The organism is Streptomyces sp. RLA123 (assembly GCF_056270165.1).
Map to the genome: position 1 here is coordinate 209,291 of NZ_JBWDOR010000003.1, position 24,193 is coordinate 233,483.

General features: G+C 69.6%; 3 protein-coding genes. All 3 read left to right on the forward strand.

The features are described from left to right. Window positions 1–342: 342 nt before the first annotated feature. A complete protein-coding gene (locus tag RV983_RS01220; RefSeq protein ID WP_475983874.1) occupies window positions 343–12,900 on the forward strand; it encodes an amino acid adenylation domain-containing protein in 12,558 nt (4,185 codons plus the stop codon). Then, window positions 12,897–23,180 carry an amino acid adenylation domain-containing protein gene (locus RV983_RS01225; RefSeq protein ID WP_475983875.1) on the forward strand — a complete coding sequence of 3,428 codons (10,284 nt, stop codon included), beginning with the start codon at window positions 12,897–12,899 and terminating at the stop codon, window positions 23,178–23,180. Before RV983_RS01220 ends, RV983_RS01225 begins: the two co-directional genes overlap by 4 nt. Before the next feature lie 130 nt (window positions 23,181–23,310). Continuing rightward, window positions 23,311–24,108 carry a carbon-nitrogen family hydrolase gene (locus RV983_RS01230; RefSeq protein WP_475990188.1) on the forward strand — a complete coding sequence of 266 codons (798 nt, stop codon included), beginning with the start codon at window positions 23,311–23,313 and terminating at the stop codon, window positions 24,106–24,108. The last annotated feature ends 85 nt before the right edge of the window (window positions 24,109–24,193 follow it).

Here is a 24,193-nt window from a genome sequence, read left to right on the forward strand (position 1 = left end):
GCCCGGTCGGCGGCCCCATGGCCGGCCGGGCCCGCCTCCCGTATGCGGGGGGGGCACAGGTGTGTCCCGCGGTCGGCCCCGATCCCTGAACCTGCCGCGCGCCCGGCGTAACGCCGTAACCGCTCGCCGACCAGATGGTTCCCATGGCCGACGGAGCGGGGCCGCAGGGTGTGCCCTCTGCCCCGCCCCCGAGCCGACCTTGCTCATGGCGTCGAGCCGCGTCCGCGAGCGGTGTCTCCACCAGCCCGAACCCGCCCGACCCCACCGCGCACGAGGCTCCTGGACCGGGGCCCATTGGGCGTGCTTTTCGTACTCATCGGCACATTCACTCGAGGACTGAAGATGTCTCAGATTCCTGCATCGTCGCCCTGGTCCCTGGCTGGTCCCCCCGAGTGGTGGGTCGGTGAGGATCGGGAGGCGGCCTGGGAGAACTGGCGCGGCGTACTTTCCGGCCTGGAGGAGCCCTGCCTGGTCGCCGCGGTGGACTGCACGGGCGAATCGGTCGGGCCCGAACAGGTCGAGGTCGAACTCGGCGAGGAGTTCACCGCAGCTGTCACCGCGGCCGCGCGTGCGGCGGGCGTGTCGATGAACACGCTGGTCCAGGGTGCTTGGGCGATAGTGCTGTCACGCATGACCGGCAGGCAGGATGTGGTCTTCGGTGCCACGGCCGCCGCCCGCCCGGCGGAACTCGCCGAGGACGAGACGGCGATGGGCACCACGCTGCCGGTTCGCATCCTGCTCGAACCGACCGAGTCGCTGACCGCGCTGCTGACCCGGATCCAGGACCAGCAGTCCGTGTCGGCGGCCTATCGGGACGTCGAGCTCGCCGGCATCGAGCGCATGGCCGGGCTCGGGCCGCTCTTCGACACCTCCGTTGCCGTCAAGTCCGATCATGTCGACCACGAAGCCATCGCCGGGCGGTCCCCCGCTGTGCAGGCAACCGGTGTGGACGGCGATTTCATGGACCGCTGTTCCCTCAATCTGGCGGTGTTGCCCGGACGGCGGCTTCGTCTCGTGCTGAGCTACCGGCCCGAGGCGTTCGGGCAGGAGGAGGCCGAGAGGTGGGCCGACGGTGTGCAGCGGGTGCTCGAGACCGCCGTGGCCGGCCGCACCGCACCCGTCGGCCGAATCGGCATCCTCGGCGCGGACGAGGTGCGGCGGCTGCTGGTGGAGTGGAACGCCACCGCTCCCGAGGTGCCCGCCGCGACGCTGCCGGAGCTGTTCGCGGCACAGGCGGCGCGGATTCCGGACGCGGTCGCGGTGGTCTTCGGAGACACACGCGTCTCTTACCGGGAGTTGAACGAGCGTTCGAACCGGTTGGCGCGGCTGCTGATCGGTCGGGGTGTGGGACCTGAGTCGCTGGTCGGCGTGCTGATGGAACGCTCCCCCGACCTCGTCGTCACCCTGCTGGCCGTCCTCAAGGCGGGTGGCGCATATGTGCCGGTCGACCCGGACTACCCGGTGGAGCGGATCGCGGGCACGCTGCGGGACGCCGCCCCGGTGGCGGTTCTGACCACCGCGCAGGTCGCCGGCCGGATCATCCCGGCACTCGACGGACTCGACGGCATCGCCGGTCCGGGCTGGGTCGCGGTGGACGGACCCGGAATCCGGGCCGACTTGGCGGATCTGGACGGCGGTGCGGTCACCGACACGGACCGGCTCGCACCTCTGCTGCCCGGGCACCCGGCATACGTGATCTACACCTCCGGTTCCACCGGGCGCCCGAAGGGTGTGGCGGTGCCGCATGTGAATGTGGCGAGTCTTTTCCAGGGCACGGATGAGTGGTTCGGCTTCGGTGCCGATGACGTCTGGACGTGGTTCCACTCGTACGCGTTCGACTTCTCGGTGTGGGAGATCTGGGGCGCCCTTCTGCACGGGGGGCGCCTGGTGGTGGTTCCCTTTGACGTTTCCCGCTCCCCGCAGGACTTCCTCGAGTTGCTGGCGGGGGAACGTGTGACCGTTCTCAATCAGACTCCCTCGGCGTTCTACCAGCTGATGCAGGCCGAGAAGGAGAATCCCGATCTGGGTGCGAAGCTCGCGCTGCGCTCGGTGGTCTTCGGTGGAGAGGCCCTGGACCTCGGGCGGCTGCGCGACTGGTACGAGCGCCATCGTGATGATGCGCCGGTGCTGGTGAACATGTACGGCATCACCGAGACCACGGTTCACGTCAGTTACCTCGCCCTTGACGCGGCGACGGCCCGTGGGGGGCGCGGCGCCAGTCCGATCGGCGGAGGGATCCCGGGGCTGCGTACCTACGTGCTGGATGACGGGTTGCTGCCGGTGGCACCGGGAGTGGCGGGCGAGCTGTATGTCGCGGGTGGCCAGTTGGCCCGGGGATATCTCGGTCGCGGCGGCCTGACCGCGGAGCGGTTCGTGGCCTGTCCGTTCGGCGAGGCCGGTGAGCGGATGTACCGCACGGGTGATGTGGTGCGGTGGACCGCCGAAGGCGTGCTGGAGTTCGTCGGCCGTGCGGACGAGCAGGTCAAAATCCGCGGCTTCCGCATCGAGCTCGGTGAGATAGAGACCGTGCTGCTCGGGCACGAACACGTCGGGCAGGCGGCAGTCGTCGTCCGCGAGGACATCCCCGGTGACAAGCGCATGGTCGCCTACGTGGTCGCCGTACAGGATGCGGTGACGGAGGGCCAGGAACTGCCCGCGACCGCACGGGAGTTCTTGGCGGATCGCCTGCCGGAGTACATGGTGCCGTCGGCGGTGGTGGTGCTGGAGACGCTGCCGTTGACGGTGAACGGGAAGCTGGACCGCAGGGCTCTGCCCGCGCCGGACTATGCGGCCGGTGTGGTCGGAGGGCGTGGGCCGGAGACGCTGCGCGAGGAGATCCTATGCGCGGTGTTCGCCGACGTCCTCGGCCTGACCACGGTCGGAGTGGAGAACAACTTCTTCGATCTGGGCGGCAATTCGCTTCTGGCGGTGACGCTGGTGGAGCAGTTGCGGGCGCGGGGTGTCTCGGTGGATGTGCGGACGTTGTTCGCCGCGCCCACTCCGGCGCGGCTGGCGGCGGTCGAGGGTCGCGAAGAGGTCGTGGTCCCGCCGTGCCTGGTGCCCGAGGACGCGGAGGCGATCCTCCCGGACATGGTGCCACTGGCCGGACTGTCCGCGCAGGAACTGGCCGTGGTCGCGGCAGATGTTCCCGGTGGGGCGGCGAACGTGCAGGACGTCTACCCGCTCGCGCCGCTGCAGGAGGGCCTGTTCTTCCATCACCAATTGGAGGCCGCCGGCGGTCAGGATCCGTATGTGCTGCGGGTTGTGCTGCGGTTCGACTCGCGGGCGCGGCTGGACGCGTTCGTGGACGCGTGGCAGAAGGTCATCGACCGGCACGACGTCCTGCGGACCTCGATGGCGTGGGAGGGGTTGGACCACCCGGTGCAGGTGGTCCACCGGCGGGCGGTGATGCCGGTCACCGGGACCGGCCTCGGTACCAGGTCCACCGGGGAGGACGCGGTTCGGGAGCTGCTCGCGCAGTGCGAGACGCCCCTCGACCTGCGCCGGGCGCCGCTGATGGACGCGTCTGTCGCGGCGGACGGTGATGGCGGACGCTGGCTGATGGTGCTGCGGATGCACCACATCACGCAGGACCACACCACGCTGGACGTGGTGCTGGACGAGGTGCGGGCGTTCCTGGAAGGGCGGGGGGAGCAGTTGCCGGCCCCGCTGCCGTACCGGAACTTCGTCGGTCAGGCGCTGCTCGGCGTGTCGCGTGAGGAGCACACGGCCTACTTCGCGAAGACACTCGGTGAGGTCACCGAGCCGACCGCGCCCTTCGGCGTGCTCGACGTACGCGGCGACGGCACCGACGTGACCGATGCCCGGTTGGTCCTGGAGTCGGGGCTGGCGGCACGCGTGCGCGAGCAGGCCCGCCGGCACGGCGTCAGCCCGGCCACCGTCTTCCACGTGGTCTGGTCACGCGTCCTGGCCGCGGTCTCCGGCCGCGACGACGTCGTCTTCGGCACCGTGCTGTTCGGCCGCATGCAGGCAGGCGCCGGAGCCGACCAGGTACCAGGACTGTTCGTCAACAGCCTTCCGGTCCGGGCCCGCACCGGTGACATCGGGGTGCGGGATGCACTGCGGTCGATGCAGGCCCAGCTGGCCGAACTCATGGTCCACGAGCACGCCCCCCTGACGCTGGCGCAGCAGGCCAGCGGTGTGGCCGCACCGGCGCCTCTGGTCACCACCTTGTTCAACTACGCCCACAGCCCCATCGAGGACGACCCCCACGAGGCGGGCTTCGAGGGGATCGAGACCCTCGACTTCGCCGAGCGGACCAACTACCCGCTCGCGGTGGTGGTGGACGATTTCGGCACCGGATCGCGCGGCGGGTTCGGGTTCACCGTCCAGGCGGCCGCGCCGATCGACGCGGACCTGGTCGCCGGGCTGATGCAGGCGACGACCCAGAACCTGGTGACCGCGCTGGAAGAGACCCCGCACCACGCGCTGAATCGCATCGAGGCTCTCGACGCCGACGCACGGGAACAGGTCCTGACCAGGTGGAACGACACCGCCCGGGACGTGTCCGCCACCACCCTGCCGGAGTTGTTCGCGGCGCAGGTCGCGCGGACCCCGGACGCGGTCGCGGTCGTGTCCGAAGGCGTCGAACTGACGTACGCGGAGCTGGACGGGCGGGCGAACCGGCTGGCACGACTGCTGGCCGGGCGGGGCGTGGGCCCGGAGCAGATCGTAGCGATCGCCTTGCCCCGCTCAGCCGAACTGGTGGTCGCGCTGCTCGCGGTACTCAAGGCCGGTGGAGCCTATCTGCCGGTCGACCCGGGATACCCCGTGGAGCGGATCGCCCACATGCTCACCGACGCCGCCCCCGCAAAGGTGCTCACCACGGCGGACACCGCACCGGCACTCCCCGTTGAGGACCCGTCCTCGATCCTGGTACTGGACACCCGGGATACCGTCGCGGCACTCGGCGAACTGTCCCCGACACCGGTGGCGGACGCCGAGCGACAATCACCGCTGCTGCCGCGGCATCCGGCGTACGTCATCTACACCTCCGGCTCCACCGGCCGGCCCAAGGGTGTGGTGGTACCGCACGCGGGCGTGGGGAGCCTGGTGGCCGCGCAGGCACAGGCCTTCGCGGTCCAGGCCACGAGCCGGGTGGCGCAACTGGCCTCGTCCAGCTTCGACGCCGCCTTCTCCGAGGTGGCGGTGACGTTGCTGTCGGGCGCGGTGCTGGTGGTGCCGCCCGCGGGGCCGCTGGCGGGCGAGGCACTGGCCGAATACCTGGCAGATCAGGCAGTGACGCATGCGACGATCCCGCCGACCGTCCTCGGCTCGATGCCCGGCTCGGCCGCGCAAACCCTGACGGGTCTGGAGTCGCTGACGGTGGCCGGCGAGGCCTGCGCCCCGGAGCTGGTCAGCCGGTGGTCCGCCGGGCGGCGGATGATCAACGCCTACGGCCCCACCGAGTCCACCGTGTGCGCGACGATGAGCGACCCGCTCTCGCACGGGCTGCCGCCGTCGATCGGCCGGCCGATGGCCAACACCCGTGTCTACGTCCTGGACGACGGCCTGCGGCCGGTCCCGGTGGGAGTGGCGGGTGAGCTGTACATCGCGGGTCTCGGTCTGGCCCGCGGCTACCTCAACCGGCCCGGCCTCACCGCCGAACGCTTCATCGCCGACCCGTTCGGCGGACCCGGGACACGGATGTACCGCACGGGTGACCTGGTCCGGTGGACCACTGACGGACAGTTGGACTACATCGGCCGCGCCGACACGCAGGTCAAGATCCGCGGCTTCCGCATCGAACCCGGCGAAATCGAGACGGTGCTGGCCACACACCAGCACATCGAGCAGGCCGCAGTCATCGTCCGCGAGGACAACCCGGGCGACAAACGCCTCGTCGCCTACGTGGTCCCCGCCCCGGACACCGCGGCAGACGCGCAGGCACTGCGCGCCCACATCGCTGCTGAACTGCCCGACTACATGGTCCCCTCCGCTGTGGTGGTACTGGAGACACTCCCGCTCACCCCCAACGGGAAGCTGGACCGCAGGGCTCTGCCCGCGCCGGACTATGCGGCCGGTGTGGGTGCGGGGCGTGGGCCGGAAACGGTCCGCGAGGAGATCCTGTGCGCGGTCTTCGCCGATGTCCTCGGCCTGACCACGGTCGGCGTCGACGACAGCTTCTTCGACCTGGGCGGCCACTCCCTACTGGCGGTCACACTGGTCGAGCGACTGCGGGCCCGGGGCGTGTCCGTTGACGTGCGCACGCTGTTCGCCGCGCCCACTCCGGCGCGGCTGGCGGCGGTCGAGGGTCGCGAAGAGGTCGTGGTCCCGCCGTGCCTGGTGCCAAAGGACGCGGAGGCGATCCTCCCGGACATGGTGCCACTGGCCGGACTGTCCGAGCAGGAACTGGCCGTGGTCGCGGCAGGTGTGCCCGGTGGGGCGCCGAACGTGCAGGACGTCTACCCCCTCGCGCCGCTCCAGGAAGGCCTGTTCTTCCACCACCAACTCGAATCGGCCAACGGCCGTGACCCCTACATGCTCCGAGTCGTCCTGGGCTTCGACTCGCGGGTGCGACTCGACGCGTTCCTGCACGCCTGGCAGAAGGTCATCGACCGCCACGACATCCTGCGCACCTCCATCGCCTGGGAGAAGCTGAAGCAGCCGGTGCAGGTGGTCCACCGACGGGCGGTGTTGTCAGTCACCGAGACCGACCTCGGCACCGGAACTGCTCCAGGCTCCCCGGCAGCCGGCGAAGAGACCATTCAGGCGCTGCTCGCGCAGTGCGAGACGCCCCTCGACCTGCGCCAGGCGCCGCTGATGGACGCGTATGTCGCCACGGAAGGTGATGGCGGACGCTGGCTGATGGCGCTGCGTCTCCACCACATCACGCAGGACCACACCACGCTGGACGTGGTGCTGGGTGAGGTGCGGGCGTTCCTGGAAGGGCGGGGGGAGCGGTTGCCGGCCGCGTTGCCGTACCGGAACTTCGTCGGTCAGGCACTGCTCGGTGTGTCGCGTGAGGAGCACGCGGCCTACTTCGCGAAGACACTCGGTGAGGTCACCGAGCCGACCGCGCCCTTCGGTGTGCTCGACGTACGCGGCGACGGCACCGACGTCACCGAAACACGCGTGGTGGTGAACTCCGGGCTGGCGGCACGCGTGCGCGAACAGGCCCGCCGGCACGGCGTCAGCCCCGCCACCGTCTTCCACGTGGTCTGGTCACGCGTCCTGGCCGCGGTCTCCGGCCGCGACGACGTCGTCTTCGGCACCGTCCTGTTCGGCCGCATGCAAGCAGGCGCCGGAGCCGACCGCATCCCCGGACTGTTCATCAACAACCTCCCCGTACGAGCCCACACCCACGGAATCGGCGTACTGGACGCACTGCGCTCCATGCAGACCCAACTCGCCGAACTCATGGTCCACGAACACGCACCCCTCGCCGTCGCCCAGCAAGCCAGCGGCGTGACCGCGCCCGCCCCCCTCGTCACCACAGTGCTCAACTTCCGCCACAGCACCATCGGTGATGACCCGGGCGACGAAGCCTTCCAGGGGCTCGAGGCCCTGTCGACGGAGGGGATGGAGTTCCTGTCAGCGCAGGAGCGGACCAATTATCCCCTCATGGTGTCGGTGGACGACTTCGGTACCGGCTCGCGCGGCGGCTTCGGGTTCGAGGTGCAGGCGGCTGCGCCGATCGGCTCGAAGCTGGTCGCCGGGCTGTTGGAGACGGCGACCGAGGGCGTGGTGACCGCGCTCGAAGAATCCCCGCATCACGTACTCGGTCAGATCGAGGTTCTGAACGCCGACGCACGGCAGCAGGTCCTGACGGGGTGGAACGACACCGCCCGGGACGTGCCCACCACCACCCTGCCGGAGCTGTTCGCGGCCCAGGTCGCACGCACCCCCGACGCGGTCGCGGTCGTGTCCGAAGGCGTCGCGCTGACGTATACAGACCTGGACGCGCGCTCGAACCGGCTGGCACGGCAGCTGATCGAGCACGGTGTGGGCCCGGAGTCCCTGGTCGCAGTGCTGATGGAACGCTCCCCCGAGCTGATCGTCACGCTACTGGCCGTGGTGAAGGCAGGCGGTGCGTACCTGCCACTGGACCTGCGCGCCCCGGCCTCACGGATGCACACAGTCGTCGAACAGACCGGCACCCGACTGCTCCTGGTCGACAAGACCATGAACGAACACGAGTTCACATCCCGGGCCGCAGACCTCGGCAGTGAGACATTCCTGGTCGACGAGAGTGTGACCCTGACCGGGAACGACACCCCGCCGCCGGTGCACTGCCTGCCAGGTCACGCAGCCTATGTGATGTTCACCTCCGGCTCCACGGGTGTACCGAAGGGCATCACAGCCACCCATGCCGACGTGACAGCCCTGGTCGCCGACACCTGCTGGCAGTTCGACGGCACCCTGCGCGGACTGCTGCGCGCACCACACTCCTTCGACGCCTCCACCTACGAACTGTGGGTGCCCCTGACGTCCGGAGGACAGATAGCGATCGCACCGGAAGGACAGTTCGACGCAACCGCCCTGCGCGAACTCGTGAACCGGTACTCACTGACACACGTGCACCTCACCGCTCGGCCTGTTCCGCGTCATCGCCGAAGAAGACGCCGCCGCGTTCACCGGCCTGCACGAAATCAGCACCGGCGGCGACGTTGTCCCCGCCACAGCGGTCCGCCAGGTCCTCACCACCGTCCCCGGCATCACGGTCCGCAACACCTACGGCCCCACCGAGATGACACTGTGCGCCACACAGATCCCCATCTCGGACCCCGACACCGTCCCCCCGTCCTGCCCATCGGCCGCCCCATGGACAACACCCACGTCTACATCCTCGACAGCGGACTACGACCGGTCCCCGTCGGCGTGACAGGCGAGCTCTACCTCGCCGGAGCCGGCCTGTCCCGCGGCTACCTCAACCGACCCGGCCTCACCGCCGAACGCTTCATCGCCAACCCGTTCGGCGAACCCGGGACACGGATGTACCGCACCGGCGACCTGGTCCGATGGACCACCGACGGAACACTGGAATTCATCGGCCGCACCGACGACCAAGTCAAAATCCGCGGCTTCCGCATCGAACCCGCAGAGATCGAAACACTCCTGACCACCCACCACGGCGTCGCACAAGCCGCCGTCATCGTCCGCGAGGACAACCCCGGCGACAAACGCCTCGTCGCCTACGTGATCCCCACACAAAACACGATGGCTGAAAACCACAACCTCACCACAGCAACCCGGGAGTTCATCGCCGAACACCTCCCGGAATACATGGTCCCCTCCGCAGTAGTGACGCTCGAAACACTGCCGTTGACGGTGAACGGGAAGCTGGACCGCAGGGCTCTGCCCGCGCCGGACTATGCGGCCGGTGTGGGTGCGGGGCGTGGGCCGGAAACGGTCCGCGAGGAGATCCTGTGCGCGGTGTTCGCCGACGTCCTCGGCCTGACCACGGTCGGCGTCGACGACAGCTTCTTCGACCTGGGCGGCCACTCACTACTGGCGGTCACACTGGTCGAGCGACTGCGGACGCGGGGCGTGTCCGTTGACGTGCGCACGCTGTTCGCCGCGCCGACACCGGCCCGCCTGGCCGCCGCCGAAGGCCGCGAAGAGGTCGAGGTCCCCCTCTCCCAGATCCCCGAGGACGCGGAGGCGATCCTCCCGGACATGGTGCCACTGGCCGGACTGTCCGCGCAGGAACTGGCCGTGGTCGCGGCAGGTGTGCCCGGTGGGGCGCCGAACGTGCAGGACGTCTACCCCCTCGCGCCGCTCCAGGAAGGCATGTTCTTCCACCACCAACTCGAAGCCGCTGACGGACAGGCGCCGTATCTGCTGCGGCTGGTGCTGGGCTTCGACTCGCGGGCGCGGCTGGACGCGTTCGTGGACGCGTGGCAGAAGGTCATCGACCGCCACGACATCATGCGCACCTCCATCGCCTGGGAGGACCTCGACCACCCGGTGCAGGTGGTCCACCGCAAGGCCGTGATGCCGGTCACCGAAACCGGTCTCGGCACCAGGGTCACCGGGGAGGAAGCGGTACAGGCGCTGCTGACAGTGTGTGAAGCGCCGATGGACCTGCGTCGCGCGCCGCTGATGGAGGCGTACATCGCGGCGGATGGTGATGGCGGACGCTGGCTGCTGGGGCTGCGGATGCATCACATGACCCAGGACCACGCCGGGATGGACGTGGTGCTGGGTGAGGTGCGGGCGTTCCTGGAAGGGCGGGGGGAGCGGTTGCCGGCCGCGTTGCCGTACCGGAACTTCGTCGGTCAGGCGCTGCTCGGTGTGTCGCGTGAGGAGCACGCGGCCTACTTCGCGAAGACACTCGGTGAGGTCACCGAGCCGACCGCGCCGTTCGGCGTGCTCGACGTACGCGGCGACGGCACCGACGTCACCGAAACACGCGTGGTGGTGAACTCCGGGCTGGCGGCACGCGTGCGCGAACAGGCCCGCCGGCACGGCGTCAGCCCCGCCACCGTCTTCCACGTGGTCTGGTCACGCGTCCTGGCCGCGGTCTCCGGCCGCGACGACGTCGTGTTCGGCACCGTCCTGTTCGGCCGCATGCAAGCAGGCGCCGGAGCCGACCGCGTCCCCGGACTGTTCATCAACAACCTCCCCGTACGAGCCCACACGGGCGGTGTCGGCGTACTGGACGCACTGCGCTCCATGCAGACCCAACTCGCCGAACTCATGGTCCACGAACACGCTCAGCTCGCCGTTGCCCAGCAGGCCAGTGGTGTCGCCGCGCCCGCCCCCCTCGTCACCACGGTGTTCAACTTCCGCCACGGCAACGACAGCAACGCTCCCGACAGCGCTGAGATCGAGGGGATGGACCTGTTGTCCGCGGAGGAGCGGACCAACTACCCCCTCACGGTGTCGGTGGACGACTTCGGCAGTTCGCATGGCGGCTTCAGGTTCGACGTGCAGGCGGCTGCGCCGATCGGCTCGAAGCTGGTCGCCGGGCTGTTGGAGACGGCGACCGAGGGCGTGGTGGACGCCCTGGAGGAAGCCCCGGACCGCGCCGTGAACCGCATCGAGGTTCTGAACGCCGACGCACGGCAGCAGGTCCTGACGGGGTGGAACGACACCGCCCGGGACGTGCCCACCACCACCCTGCCGGAGCTGTTCGCGGCCCAGGTCGCACGCACCCCCGACGCGGTCGCGGTCGTGTCCGAAGGCGTCGCGCTGACGTATACAGACCTGGACGCGCGCTCGAACCGGCTGGCACGGCAGCTGATCGAGCACGGTGTGGGCCCGGAGTCCCTGGTCGCAGTGCTGATGGAACGCTCCCCCGAGCTGATCGTCACGCTACTGGCCGTGGTGAAGGCAGGCGGTGCGTACCTGCCACTGGACCTGCGCGCCCCGGCCTCACGGATGCACACAGTCGTCGAACAGACCGGCACCCGACTGCTCCTGGTCGACAAGACCATGAACGAACACGAGTTCACATCCCGGGCCGCAGACCTCGGCAGTGAGACATTCCTGGTCGACGAGAGTGTGACCCTGACCGGGAACGACACCCCGCTGCCGATGCGCTGCCTGCCAGGTCACGCAGCCTATGTGATGTTCACCTCCGGCTCCACGGGTGTACCGAAGGGCATCACAGCCACCCATGCCGACGTGACAGCCCTGGTCGCCGACACCTGCTGGCAGTTCGACGGCACCCTGCGCGGACTGCTGCGCGCACCACACTCCTTCGACGCCTCCACCTACGAACTGTGGGTGCCCCTGACGTCCGGAGGACAGATAGCGATCGCACCGGAAGGACAGTTCGACGCAACCGCCCTGCGCGAACTCGTGAACCGGTACTCACTGACACACGTGCACCTCACCGCCGGCCTGTTCCGCGTCATCGCCGAAGAAGACGCCGCCGCGTTCACCGGCCTGCACGAAATCAGCACCGGCGGCGACGTCGTCCCCGCCACAGCGGTCCGCCAGGTCCTCACCACCGTCCCCGGCATCACGGTCCGCAACACCTACGGCCCCACCGAGATGACACTGTGCGCCACACAGATCCCCATCTCGGACCCCGACACCGTCCCCCCCGTCCTGCCCATCGGCCGCCCCATGGACAACACCCACGTCTACATCCTCGACAGCGGACTACGACCGGTCCCCGTCGGCGTGACAGGCGAGCTCTACCTCGCCGGAGCCGGCCTGTCCCGCGGCTACCTCAACCGACCCGGCCTCACCGCCGAACGCTTCATCGCCAACCCGTTCGGCGAACCCGGGACACGGATGTACCGCACCGGCGACCTGGTCCGATGGACCACCGACGGAACACTGGAATTCATCGGCCGCACCGACGACCAAGTCAAAATCCGCGGCTTCCGCATCGAACCCGCAGAGATCGAAACACTCCTGACCACCCACCACGGCGTCGCACAAGCCGCCGTCATCGTCCGCGAGGACAACCCCGGCGACAAACGCCTCGTCGCCTACGTGATCCCCACACAAAACACGATGGCTGAAAACCACAACCTCACCACAGCAACCCGGGAGTTCATCGCCGAACACCTCCCGGAATACATGATCCCCTCCGCAGTAGTGACGCTCGAAACACTGCCGCTCACCCCCAACGGCAAGGTCGACCGCAAGGCCCTGCCCGCGCCCGATCGCACCGCGGCTGCGGGCACGGGCCCGCGGCGGGAGCCGGAGACGGAGCACGAGAAGGCTCTGTGCGCGGTGTTCGCCGACGTCCTCGGCCTGACCGCGGTCGGCGTCGACGACAGCTTCTTCGACCTGGGCGGCCACTCACTACAGGCGACGCGCCTGGTGAGCCGGATTCGGTCGGTCCTGGGCGTGGAGGTGCCGATCCGGGAGGTGTTCGCCGCGCCCACCGTGGCCGGTATCGCCGGCCGTCTCGACTTCACACAGCGTGTCCGCCCCACGCTTCGCCGTATGTCGCACTCCAAGGAGCTGTCGTGATCCCTGCGTCCCTCACCCAACGTGGCCTGTGGTTCCTGAACCGTGTCGAACGTGATGCCTCGTACAACCTTCCGCAGGTCATGCGGATATCCGGCGGCGTTCTGAATCAGTCGGCCCTGCGGCTGGCGCTGCACGACGTGGTCGAGCGGCACGAAACCCTGCGGACCGTCTTCCCCGAGGTCGACGGCCAGCCGTATCAGCGCATCGTCTCCGACCGGAGCGCGTATCCGCGGCTGTCGTTGGTCGAGGCCACCGCCTCGACCGTGGATGAAATCGTGGCGGCGGCCGCCGGGTACACGTTCGACCTGTCGTCGGAGTTGCCGTTGCGGGCGACCCTGCTGGTGGTGGCGCCGGACGAGTGTGTGTTGGTGCTGGTCATGCATCACATCGCGGCGGACGGCTGGTCGATGGGGCCGCTGTGGCGGGATCTGTCGGCGGCGTACGCAGCGCGCTGCGAGGGACGAGGGCCCTCGTGGGAGCCGCTCCCGGTGCAGTACGCGGACTACACGTTGTGGCAGCGAGAGCTGCTGGGCGAGGCGGACGATCCGGACAGTGTGCTGGCGCGGCAGGTGGCGTACTGGCGCGGCGCGCTGGCGGGGGCGCCGGAGGAACTGGCCCTGCCGACGGACCGGCCGCGTCCGGCGGTGGCCGGCCACCTCGGTGCTTCAGTGCAGGTCCGGGTTCCTGCCGAGGTGCACGCCCGGATGGTGGAGCTGGCCCGTGACCGGGGTGTGACGATGTTCATGCTGCTCCAGGCGGCGGTGGCGGTGCTGCTGTCACGGCTGGGGGCGGGTGACGACATCCCGATCGGAAGCCCGGTGGCCGGGCGCACGGACGACGCCCTCGAGGAACTGGTCGGGTTCTTCGTGAACACCCTCGTGCTGCGTACCGACCTGTCCGGCGATCCGACGTTCGGTGAACTGCTCGGCCGGGTGCGCGAGCGCGGTCTGGACGCGTTCGCGCACCAGGACGTCCCATTCGAGCGGCTGGTAGAGGAACTGGCCCCGACTCGGTCGACGGCCCGCCACCCGCTGTTCCAAGTCGTGCTCGCCCTGCAGAACGCCGCAGCGGCCCACGTGGAGCTGCCAGGCCTGCGGATCGCGGAGTATCCGGGCGGTGAGCCGGCGGCAAAGTTCGATCTGGACCTCCAGTTCTTCGAGCAGTTCGGCTCCGACGGGGCCCCGGCAGGTCTGGACGGCGAGATCGTCTTCGCGACGGACCTGTTCGACCGAACGACCGTGGACATGATCGGCGAACGGCTCGTACGGGTCCTGGACGCGGTCACCGCCAACCCGGCCCTGCCGGTCAGCCGGGTCGAGGTTCTGGACGCGGACGAGCTTCATCGGGTGCTGGTGGAGTGGAACGACACCGCCCGGGACGTGCCCGCCACCACCCTGCCGGAGTTGTTCGCGGCGCAGGTCGCGCGGACCCCGGACGCGGTCGCGGTCGTGTCCGAAGGCGTCGAACTGACGTACGCGGAACTGGACGGGCGGGCGAACCGGCTGGCACGACTGCTGGCCGGGCGGGGCGTGGGCCCGGAGCAGATCGTAGCGATCGCCTTGCCCCGCTCAGCCGAACTGGTGGTCGCGCTCCTCGCGGTACTCAAGGCCGGTGGAGCCTATCTGCCGGTCGACCCGGGATACCCCGTGGAGCGGATCGCCCACATGCTCACCGACGCCGCCCCCGCAATGGTGCTCACCACGGCGGTCACCGCACCGGCACTCCCCGTTGAGGACCCGTCCTCGATCCTGGTACTGGACACCCGGGATACCGTCGCGGCACTCGGCGAACTGTCCCCGACACCGGTGGCGGACGCCGAGCGACACTCACCGCTGCTGCCGCGGCATCCGGCGTACGTCATCTACACCTCCGGCTCCACCGGCCGGCCCAAGGGTGTGGTGGTACCGCACGCGGGCCTGATCAACTTCCTGACGGACATGCGCGAGCGTTTTCCGTTGACGGCAGCGGATCGCTGGGTCGCGGTGACGACCGTGTCGTTCGACATCGCGGCGCTGGAGTTGTATCTGCCGTTGACCAGCGGTGCGTGTGTGGAGTTGGCGTCGCGTGACACGGTGGTCGACCCGGCCGGGCTGTCGGAGCTTCTGACGCGTTCGGCTGCGACGGTGATGCAGGCGACGCCGTCGTTGTGGCGGGCGCTGCTGGAGCATCTCCGCGAGACCGACACCTTCCTGCCGACGTTGCGTGTGTTGGTGGGTGGTGAGGCGCTGCCGGGCCCACTGGCGGCCGCGCTGAACGATGTGGGCGAGGTGACGAACCTGTATGGCCCGACCGAGACGACGATCTGGTCAACCGCGCTGCGCCTGGAACCGGCCGCCGACGGCGCGACGCCGTCGATCGGCCGGCCGATGGCCAACACCCGTGTCTACGTCCTGGACGACGGCCTGCGGCCGGTCCCGGTGGGAGTGGCGGGTGAGCTGTACATCGCGGGTCTCGGTCTGGCCCGCGGCTACCTCAACCGGCCCGGCCTCACCGCCGAACGCTTCGTCGCCGACCCGTTCGGCGGACCCGGGACACGGATGTACCGCACGGGTGACCTGGTCCGGTGGACCACCGACGGGCAGTTGGACTACATCGGCCGCGCCGACACGCAGGTCAAGATCCGCGGCTTCCGCATCGAACCCGGCGAAATCGAGACGGTGCTGATGAGGCACGACGGCGTCGCACAGGCCGCCGTCATCGTCCGCGAGGACCAGCCAGGGGCGAAGAGTCTGGTCGCGTACGTGGTCCCGGCAGCGGGCGCCGAGAACCTGGACACAGGCCGGCTGCGTACCCACGCGGCCGGGGTGTTGCCGGATTACATGGTGCCGTCGGCGGTGGTGGTGCTGGAGGTGCTTCCACTGACTCTGAACGGGAAGCTGGACCGCAGGGCTCTGCCCGCGCCGGACTATGCGGCCGGTGTGGGTGCGGGGCGTGGGCCGGAAACGGTCCGCGAGGAGATCCTGTGCGCGGTGTTCGCCGACGTCCTGGGCCTGACCACGGTCGGCGTCGACGACAGCTTCTTCGACCTGGGCGGCCACTCACTACTGGCGGTCACACTGGTCGAGCGACTGCGGACGCGGGGCGTGTCCGTTGACGTGCGCACGCTGTTCGCCGCGCCGACACCGGCCCGCCTGGCCGCCGCCGAAGGCCGCGAAGAGGTCGAGGTCCCGCCGTGCCTGGTGCCAAAGGACGCGGAGGCGATCCTCCCGGACATGGTGCCACTGGCCGGACTGTCCGAGCAGGAACTGGCCGTGGTCGCGGCAGGTGTGCCCGGCGGGGCACCGAACGTGCAGGACGTCTACCCCCTCGCACCGCTCCAGGAAGGCCTGTTCTTCCACCACCAACTCGAATCCGCCAACGGCCGTGACCCCTACATGCTCCGAGTCGTCCTGGGCTTCGACTCGCGGGCGCGACTCGACGCGTACCTGCACGCCTGGCAGAAGGTCATCGACCGCCACGACATCCTGCGCACCTCCATCACCTGGGAGGACCTCGACCACCCGGTGCAGGTGGTCCACCGCAAGGCCGTGATGCCGATCACCGAGACCGACCTCGGCACGGGGGCCACCGGTCAGAAGGCGGCACAAGCACTGCTGGCCCTGTGCGAGAAGCCGATGGACCTGCGCCGCGCGCCGCTGATGGACGCGTATGTCGCTGCGGACGGCGACGACCGGTGGCTGATGGCGCTGCGTCTCCACCACATCACGCAGGACCACACCTCGCTGGACGTGGTGCTGGACGAGGTGCGGGCCTTCGTCGAGGAACGGGACCGGCACCTACCAGCCCCGTTGCCGTACCGGAACTTCGTCGGTCAGGCGCTGCTCGGTGTGTCGCGTGAGGAGCACGCGGCCTACTTCGCGAAGACACTCGGTGAGGTCACCGAGCCGACCGCGCCGTTCGGCGTGCTCGACGTACGCGGCGACGGCACCGACGTCACCGAAACACGCGTGCCCCTCCAGCCCGGGCTGGCGGCACGCGTGCGCGAACAGGCCCGCCGGCACGGCGTCAGCCCCGCCACCGTCTTCCACGTGGTCTGGTCACGCGTCCTGGCCGCGGTCTCCGGCCGCGACGACGTCGTCTTCGGCACCGTCCTGTTCGGCCGCATGCAAGCAGGCGCCGGAGCCGACCGCATCCCCGGACTGTTCATCAACAACCTCCCCGTACGAGCCCACACCCACGGAATCGGCGTCCTGGACGCACTGCGCTCCATGCAGACCCAACTCGCCGAACTCATGGTCCACGAACACGCACCCCTCGCCGTCGCCCAGCAAGCCAGCGGCGTGACCGCACCCGCCCCCCTCGTCACCACCCTCTTCAACTACCGGCACAGCCCGAGTGGCGATGACACGACCCGCGCCGAACCCATAGGGATGGAACTCCTGTCCGGCGAGGACCGGACCAACTATCCCCTGACGGTATCGGTGGACGATCTGGGCACCAGCTCGGACACCGGATTCGCGTTCTCGGTCCAGGCAGCAGCGCCGATCGGCTCGGAACTGGTCGCCGGGCTGCTGGGAACGGTGACCGAGGGCGTGGTGACCGCGCTCGAAGAATCCCCGCATCACGTACTCGGTCAGATCGAGGTCCTGAACGCCGACGCACGGCAGCAGGTCCTGACGGGGTGGAACGACACCGCCCGGGACGTGCCAACCACCACCCTGCCGGAGCTGTTCGCGGCCCAGGTCGCACGCACCCCCGACGCGGTGGCGGTCGTCTTCGAGGGTACCGAGCTGACGTATGCGGACCTGGACTCGCGGGTGCAGCATCTGGCCGGCGTGCTGGCCGGTCGCGGGGTCGGGGCGGAGTCGATCGTCGCGGTGGCCCTGCCGCGTTCGGCGGATCTGGTGGTGGCACTGCTCGCCGTGCACCGGGCCGGAGCCGCCTACCTGCCCCTGGACCTCGGATATCCCGCGGAACGTCTGGCGTACATGCTCACCGACGCGGACGCGGCATGTGTGGTCACCGCTCCCGGAGTGGAGCTGCCCGACTCCCGGATACCGCGGGTGTTCATGGATGAACCGACCGATGCGATACCGGGTGGACTGCCTGTGTCGTACGACCCTCGCAGCGCCGCCTATGTGATCTACACCTCCGGCTCCACCGGCCGCCCCAAGGGCGTCGCCGTTCCCCACGCCGGAATCGTCAACCGCCTGCTGTGGATGCAGGACGCCTATGGTCTGGAGGCGGACGACCGGGTACTGCAGAAGACGCCGGCGAGTTTCGACGTGTCGGTGTGGGAGTTCTTCTGGCCGCTGATCACGGGGGCGGCGCTGGTGGTGGCCCGGCCGGACGGGCACAAGGACCCGGCCTATCTCGCAGGTCTCATCCGCGAGCAGCGGGTGACCACGGTGCACTTCGTGCCGTCGATGCTCACAGCCTTCCTCCAGGAACCCGCCGCGGCGGGCTGCACCAGCCTGCGACGCGTGCTGTGCAGCGGCGAAGCCCTGCCCGCCCCCGTGGCCGAACACCTCCACGAGGTCTTGGACGTGCGGTTGGAGAACCTGTACGGGCCGACGGAAGCCTCGGTCGACGTGACGTTCGCACGGGTGGTTCCGGGGGCGCCCGTGGTGCCCATCGGCCGGCCGGTGTGGAACACCCAGGTGTACGTCCTGGACGCATGGCTGCAACCCGTACCGGCAGGCGTCCCCGGCGACCTCTACCTCGCCGGTGTCCAACTGGCCCGCGGCTACCTCAACCGCCCCGCCCTGACCGCGGAGCGGTTCGTGGCCGATCCGTACGGACCGGCCGGGACACGCATGTACCGCACGGGTGACCTGGCACGCTGGACCACCGACGGCCAACTCGAATACCTCGGCCGCACCGACGATCAGGTCAAAGTCCGCGGCTTCCGCATCGAACTCGGCGAGATCGAAGCGGCGCTGGTACGCCTGGACGGGGTCTCGGGTGCGGCGGTCATCGTCCGCGAGGGCCGGCTGGTCGGCTACGCGGTCACGGACGCGAGCGCGCAGTGGCTGCGCGACCAACTGACCGCCGGACTGCCGGAGTACATGGTGCCCGCGCACCTGGTCGTGCTCGACAGCCTGCCGCTGACCGTCAACGGCAAGCTGGATCGCAAGGCGCTGCCCGGGCCGACGCGGGAGGGCGGTGAGGCGTACGTGCAGCCACGCAACCGGGTGGAGGCGGATCTGGCCGCGATCTGGGCCGAGGTGCTCGGCCCGGAGCGGGTGGGAATCGACGACAACTACTTTGCGCTGGGCGGTGATTCGATCCGCAGTATCCGGGTCCTGGCCCTGGCTCGAGGGCGCGGGCTGCGCTTCGAGCTCGCCGACCTGCTGCGGCACGCCACGATCCGGGCCCTGGCTCCCCTCGTCAACGACGATCACAACCCCCAGGACACTCCCGCGGGTGTGGAGCCGTTCGCGTTGCTGCCCGCGCCCGGCCGTCGGGCCGTGCCGGAGGGCGTGGTGGACGCCTACCCTATGACCCGTCTGCAGGTGGGCATGGTGCTGGAGAGCCAGCGGTCGTCGGCCTACCACAACGTGGTGTCCCACCGGCTCCAGGCGGTGTTCGACGAACAAGCCTGGCACACCGCGGTGGCGGGCCTGCTGGAGGCCCACGAGATGCTGCGGACCTCGTTCGCGCTGACCGGCTTCGATCAGCCGGCCCAGTTCGTGCACCGCCAGGTGCCGGTGCCGCTGACCGTGGAGGATCTGCGGGGCCGGGACGAACAGCAGGACCTGGTCCACGCCCGTTTCGAGGCCGAACGGCGCACGCCGTTCGACGTCGGCCGGCCCCCGCTGGTGAGGTTCCACGTACAGCGGCTGTCCGAGAACTCCATGCAGCTGTTCGTCACCTTCCACCACGCCGTCCTCGACGGCTGGAGCGAGCGGTCGGTCTTCGCCGAACTCCTCAACCGCTATGCCGGTACTCACGCCGCCCCGCCGGTGGCCGCCCGCTACCGCTCGTACGTCCGGCTCGAACTCGCCGCCCTCGAAGACCGGACCGACCGCGAGTTCTGGACCGCTCAGACGGACGGCGCTTCGTACACCCCGCTGCCGCGCCGCGAGGCCGTAGCGGCCTCGGCCGGCACGCAGTCCTCGGACCCGGTGGAAGCCGCGACGGCCAAGCGCGCCCAGCCCCGGCTGGTTCCGGATGCGGTTCAGGAGGGACTGGGCAAGCTGGCCGCGTCGCTCGGTGTGCCGCTGCGCACTGTCGTGCTGGCCGCACACCTGCGGGTGATGAGCCTGGTCACCGGTAGCAAGGACGTGGTGACCGGCGCGGTCTACAACGGCCGCACGGAAGAGACGGACGGCGACCGCGTGGTGGGCCTGTTCCTCAACACCCTGCCAGTGCGAGGCCGGCTTCCCGACGGCAGCTGGACACGACTGATCCGCCATGTCGCCGAACTCGACGCGGGCATCCAGCAGCACCGCCGGTACCCCATGACCGAGATCATGCGGATCACCGGGCAGAACGCGCTGTTCGACAGCTTCTTCAACTACACCCACTTCCACGTCGAACGGGACGCGGACGCCAGTATCCGGGTGCTGGACACCACGGAATCCATGGAGAGCGATCTGCCGTTCAGCGCCGACTTCTCGGTGAACAGCGCAACCGGCGAACTGGCGCTCCTCTTGAGATATGAGAGCGCTCAGTTCAGCCACGAGCTGATCGAACGGATCCACGACTACTACCTCGCCGTGCTGACCGCCATGCAGCAAGAGCCCGACGCGAACCATCACACTGCCGCGCTGCTCTCCGGCACCGAGGCGCACCAGGTTCTGACGGGGTGGAACGACACCGCCCGGGACGTGCCCTCCACCACCCTGCCGGAGCTGTTCGCGGCGCAGGTCGCGCGCACTCCGGATGCGGTGGCGGTGGTCTTCGAGGGTGCCGAGCTGACGTATGCGGAGCTGGACACACAGGTGGAGTACCTGGCGTGGGTGCTGGCCGGTCGCGGGGTCGGGGCGGAGTCGATCGTCGCGGTGGCCCTGCCGCGTTCGGCGGATCTGGTGGTGGCACTGCTCGCCGTGCACCGGGCCGGAGCCGCCTACCTGCCCCTGGACCTCGGATATCCCGCGGAACGTCTGGCGTACATGCTCACCGACGCCAACCCCCATTGCGTCCTGACAGCCGAGGAAGTGGAGCTGCCCGACTCCCGGATACCGCGGGTGTTCATGGATGAACCGACCGATGCGATACCGGGTGGACTGCCTGTGTCGTACGACCCTCGCAGCGCCGCCTATGTGATCTACACCTCCGGCTCCACCGGCCGCCCCAAGGGCGTCGCCGTTCCCCACGCCGGAATCGTCAACCGCCTGCTGTGGATGCAGGACGCCTATGGTCTGGAGGCGGACGACCGGGTACTGCAGAAGACGCCGGCGAGTTTCGACGTGTCGGTGTGGGAGTTCTTCTGGCCGCTGATCACGGGGGCGGCGCTGGTGGTGGCCCGGCCGGACGGGCACAAGGACCCGGCCTATCTCGCAGGTCTCATCCGCGAGCAGCGGGTGACCACGGTGCACTTCGTGCCGTCGATGCTCACAGCCTTCCTCCAGGAACCCGCCGCGGCGGGCTGCACCAGCCTGCGACGCCTGCTGTGCAGCGGCGAAGCCCTGCCCGCCCCCGTGGCCGAACACCTCCACGAGGTCTTGGACGTGCGGTTGGAGAACCTGTACGGGCCGACGGAAGCCTCGGTCGACGTGACGTTCGCACGGGTGGTTCCGGGGGCGCCCGTGGTGCCCATCGGCCGGCCGGTGTGGAACACCCAGGTGTACGTCCTGGACGCATGGCTGCAACCCGTACCGGCAGGCGTCCCCGGCGACCTCTACCTCGCCGGTGTCCAACTGGCCCGCGGCTACCTCAACCGCCCCGCCCTGACCGCGGAGCGGTTCGTGGCCGATCCGTACGGACCGGCCGGGACACGCATGTACCGCACGGGTGACCTGGCACGCTGGACCACCGACGGCCAACTCGAATACCTCGGCCGCACCGACGATCAGGTCAAGGTCCGCGGCTTCCGCATCGAACTCGGCGAGATCGAAGCGGCCTTGGCCACACACCACAGCGTCGCGCAGGCCGCGGTCATCGTCCGCGAGGACATCCCCGGCGACAAACGCCTGGTCGCCTACGTCGTGCAGGTCACGGGCACGGCCCCAGAGGACCAGGACCTGGGGACGGCAGCACGGGCCCTGGTGGCCGATCGGCTGCCGGACCACATGGTTCCCTCAGCAGTGGTCGTCCTGGAGACACTGCCCCTGACCCCCAACGGCAAGCTGGACCGCAAGGCACTGCCCGCACCGACCTTCGAGACAAGCCCCGACACGGCACCGCGCACCGCCCGCGAGGAAGTGCTCGCCGGACTCTTCGCCGAGGTCCTCGGCCTGGACACCGTTGGTGTCGACCACTCCTTCTTCGATCTGGGCGGAGACTCCCTGCTCGCGGTAAGACTGCTGGGACGGATCCGCACCGTACTGGGCAAGGAACTCGGGATCGGCGAACTGTTCGCCGCACCCGACGTGGCCCGGCTGGCGCGAAGCCTGGAGCAGGGAACACGGGGCGACAGCCTGGAAGTACTGCTGCCACTGCGCGCGACAGGAGACGACCGGCCACTGTTCTGCGTCCATCCCGGCTTCGGGATCAGCTGGTCGTACCTCGGACTCGCCCGGCACCTACCCGCCGACGTACCCCTCTACGGGCTGCAGGCCCGCAGCCTGCGTCGGGCCGACGACGCACCGGCCACGGTCTCGCACATGGCCGGCGACTATGTGTCCCACATCCGGACGGTCCAGCCCGCCGGTCCCTACCGGCTCCTCGGCTGGTCCTTCGGCGGCGTAGTCGCCCACGAAATGGCCCGTCAACTGCAAGAACAGGGCGAGGAGGTCTCCCTCGTGGCCCTGCTGGACTCCTACCCAGGCCCGGCCCTGGCCCCGGCCGGTCCCGACACCAAGGCCCGGACAGCGGACGAGACCCAGGACGAAGTCGCCGACGACGAGGTGGCCGAGCTGATCCGTCAGGCGGGCCCGGACACCGTGGGCGACGACGAGCAGATACGGGCAGCCGTCGCAGACACCTTCGTCCACAACCTGCGCCTGATGCACGCCCACACACCCGGACAGGTGAACGGCGACCTGCTCTTCTTCACCGCCGCACTCGACAAGCACGAGGAGCACCCCACCAGCGATGCCTGGCGCACCCACACCACCGGCCAGGTGATCAACACCGACCTGCCATACGGACACTACGAGATCAACACTCCCACGTCTCTGGCCGAGATCGGCCGGATGATCACCCCGCACCTCCGCCCCGGCACCACCGGCTGACCCACACTCAGCAACACCAAGGCCCGGTGCCCGAGAGGAAACCCTCCCGGGCGCCGGGCCACCGGACACGCATGCATCCGGTGACGACCACAAGCCCGGCAGAACGTCCCGACTCATGAGCGGTGGTACGGTGCGCGTTTCCCTGATCCAGATCGACGTCGACCCGGCGGAACAGGTGCACGCCCGGCGCGAACGCGCCGCCGCGCTCGTCCGGGACCGGGCCGGCTCCGACCTCGTCGTGCTGCCCGAACTCTGGCCGGTCGGCGCCTTCGCCGCCGACCTCTTCGAGGCCGAGGCCGAACCGCTGGACGGGCCCACCTCCGAGGTCATGAGCGCCGCCGCGCTCGACGCGGGCGTCTGGCTGCACGCGGGCTCGATCGTCGAACGGACGACCGACGGCTCCCTCTACAACACCTCCCTGCTCTTCTCCCCGGACGGCGAACTGCGGGCGACGTACCGCAAGATCCACCGCTTCGGCTTCGACCGCGGCGAAGCCGTACTCATGAGCGGCGGCGACCGGATCGTGACCACCGAGGTCCAGGGCGTGGGCGTGGGCCTCGCCACCTGCTACGACCTGCGCTTCCCCGAGCAGTTCCGGCTGCTGGTCGACGCGGGCGCGGAACTCCTCGTGCTGCCCGCCGGCTGGCCCGCGCGGCGCCGCGAGCACTGGACCCTGCTCGCCCGGGCCCGGGCCGTGGAGTCGCAGGCCTACGTCCTGGCCTGCGGCACCGCCGGAACACACGCGGGCGTCGAACTCGCCGGACACAGCCTGGTCGTCGACCCCTGGGGCACCGTCCTCGCCGAGGCGGGCCCGGCCGAGGAAGTACTCACCGTCGACCTCGACCCCGGCCTCGTCACCAAGACCCGCGCCGACTTCCCGGTACTGCACGACCGCGTACTGGCAACTCCACGTCCCGTAACACGCTGACCGGCCGGAAGGAAGCCTGGACCGCGGCCTCAACTCACCCAGGAACAGGGGGCGCCGACGCAGCACGATGTCGTCACTGCGGGCA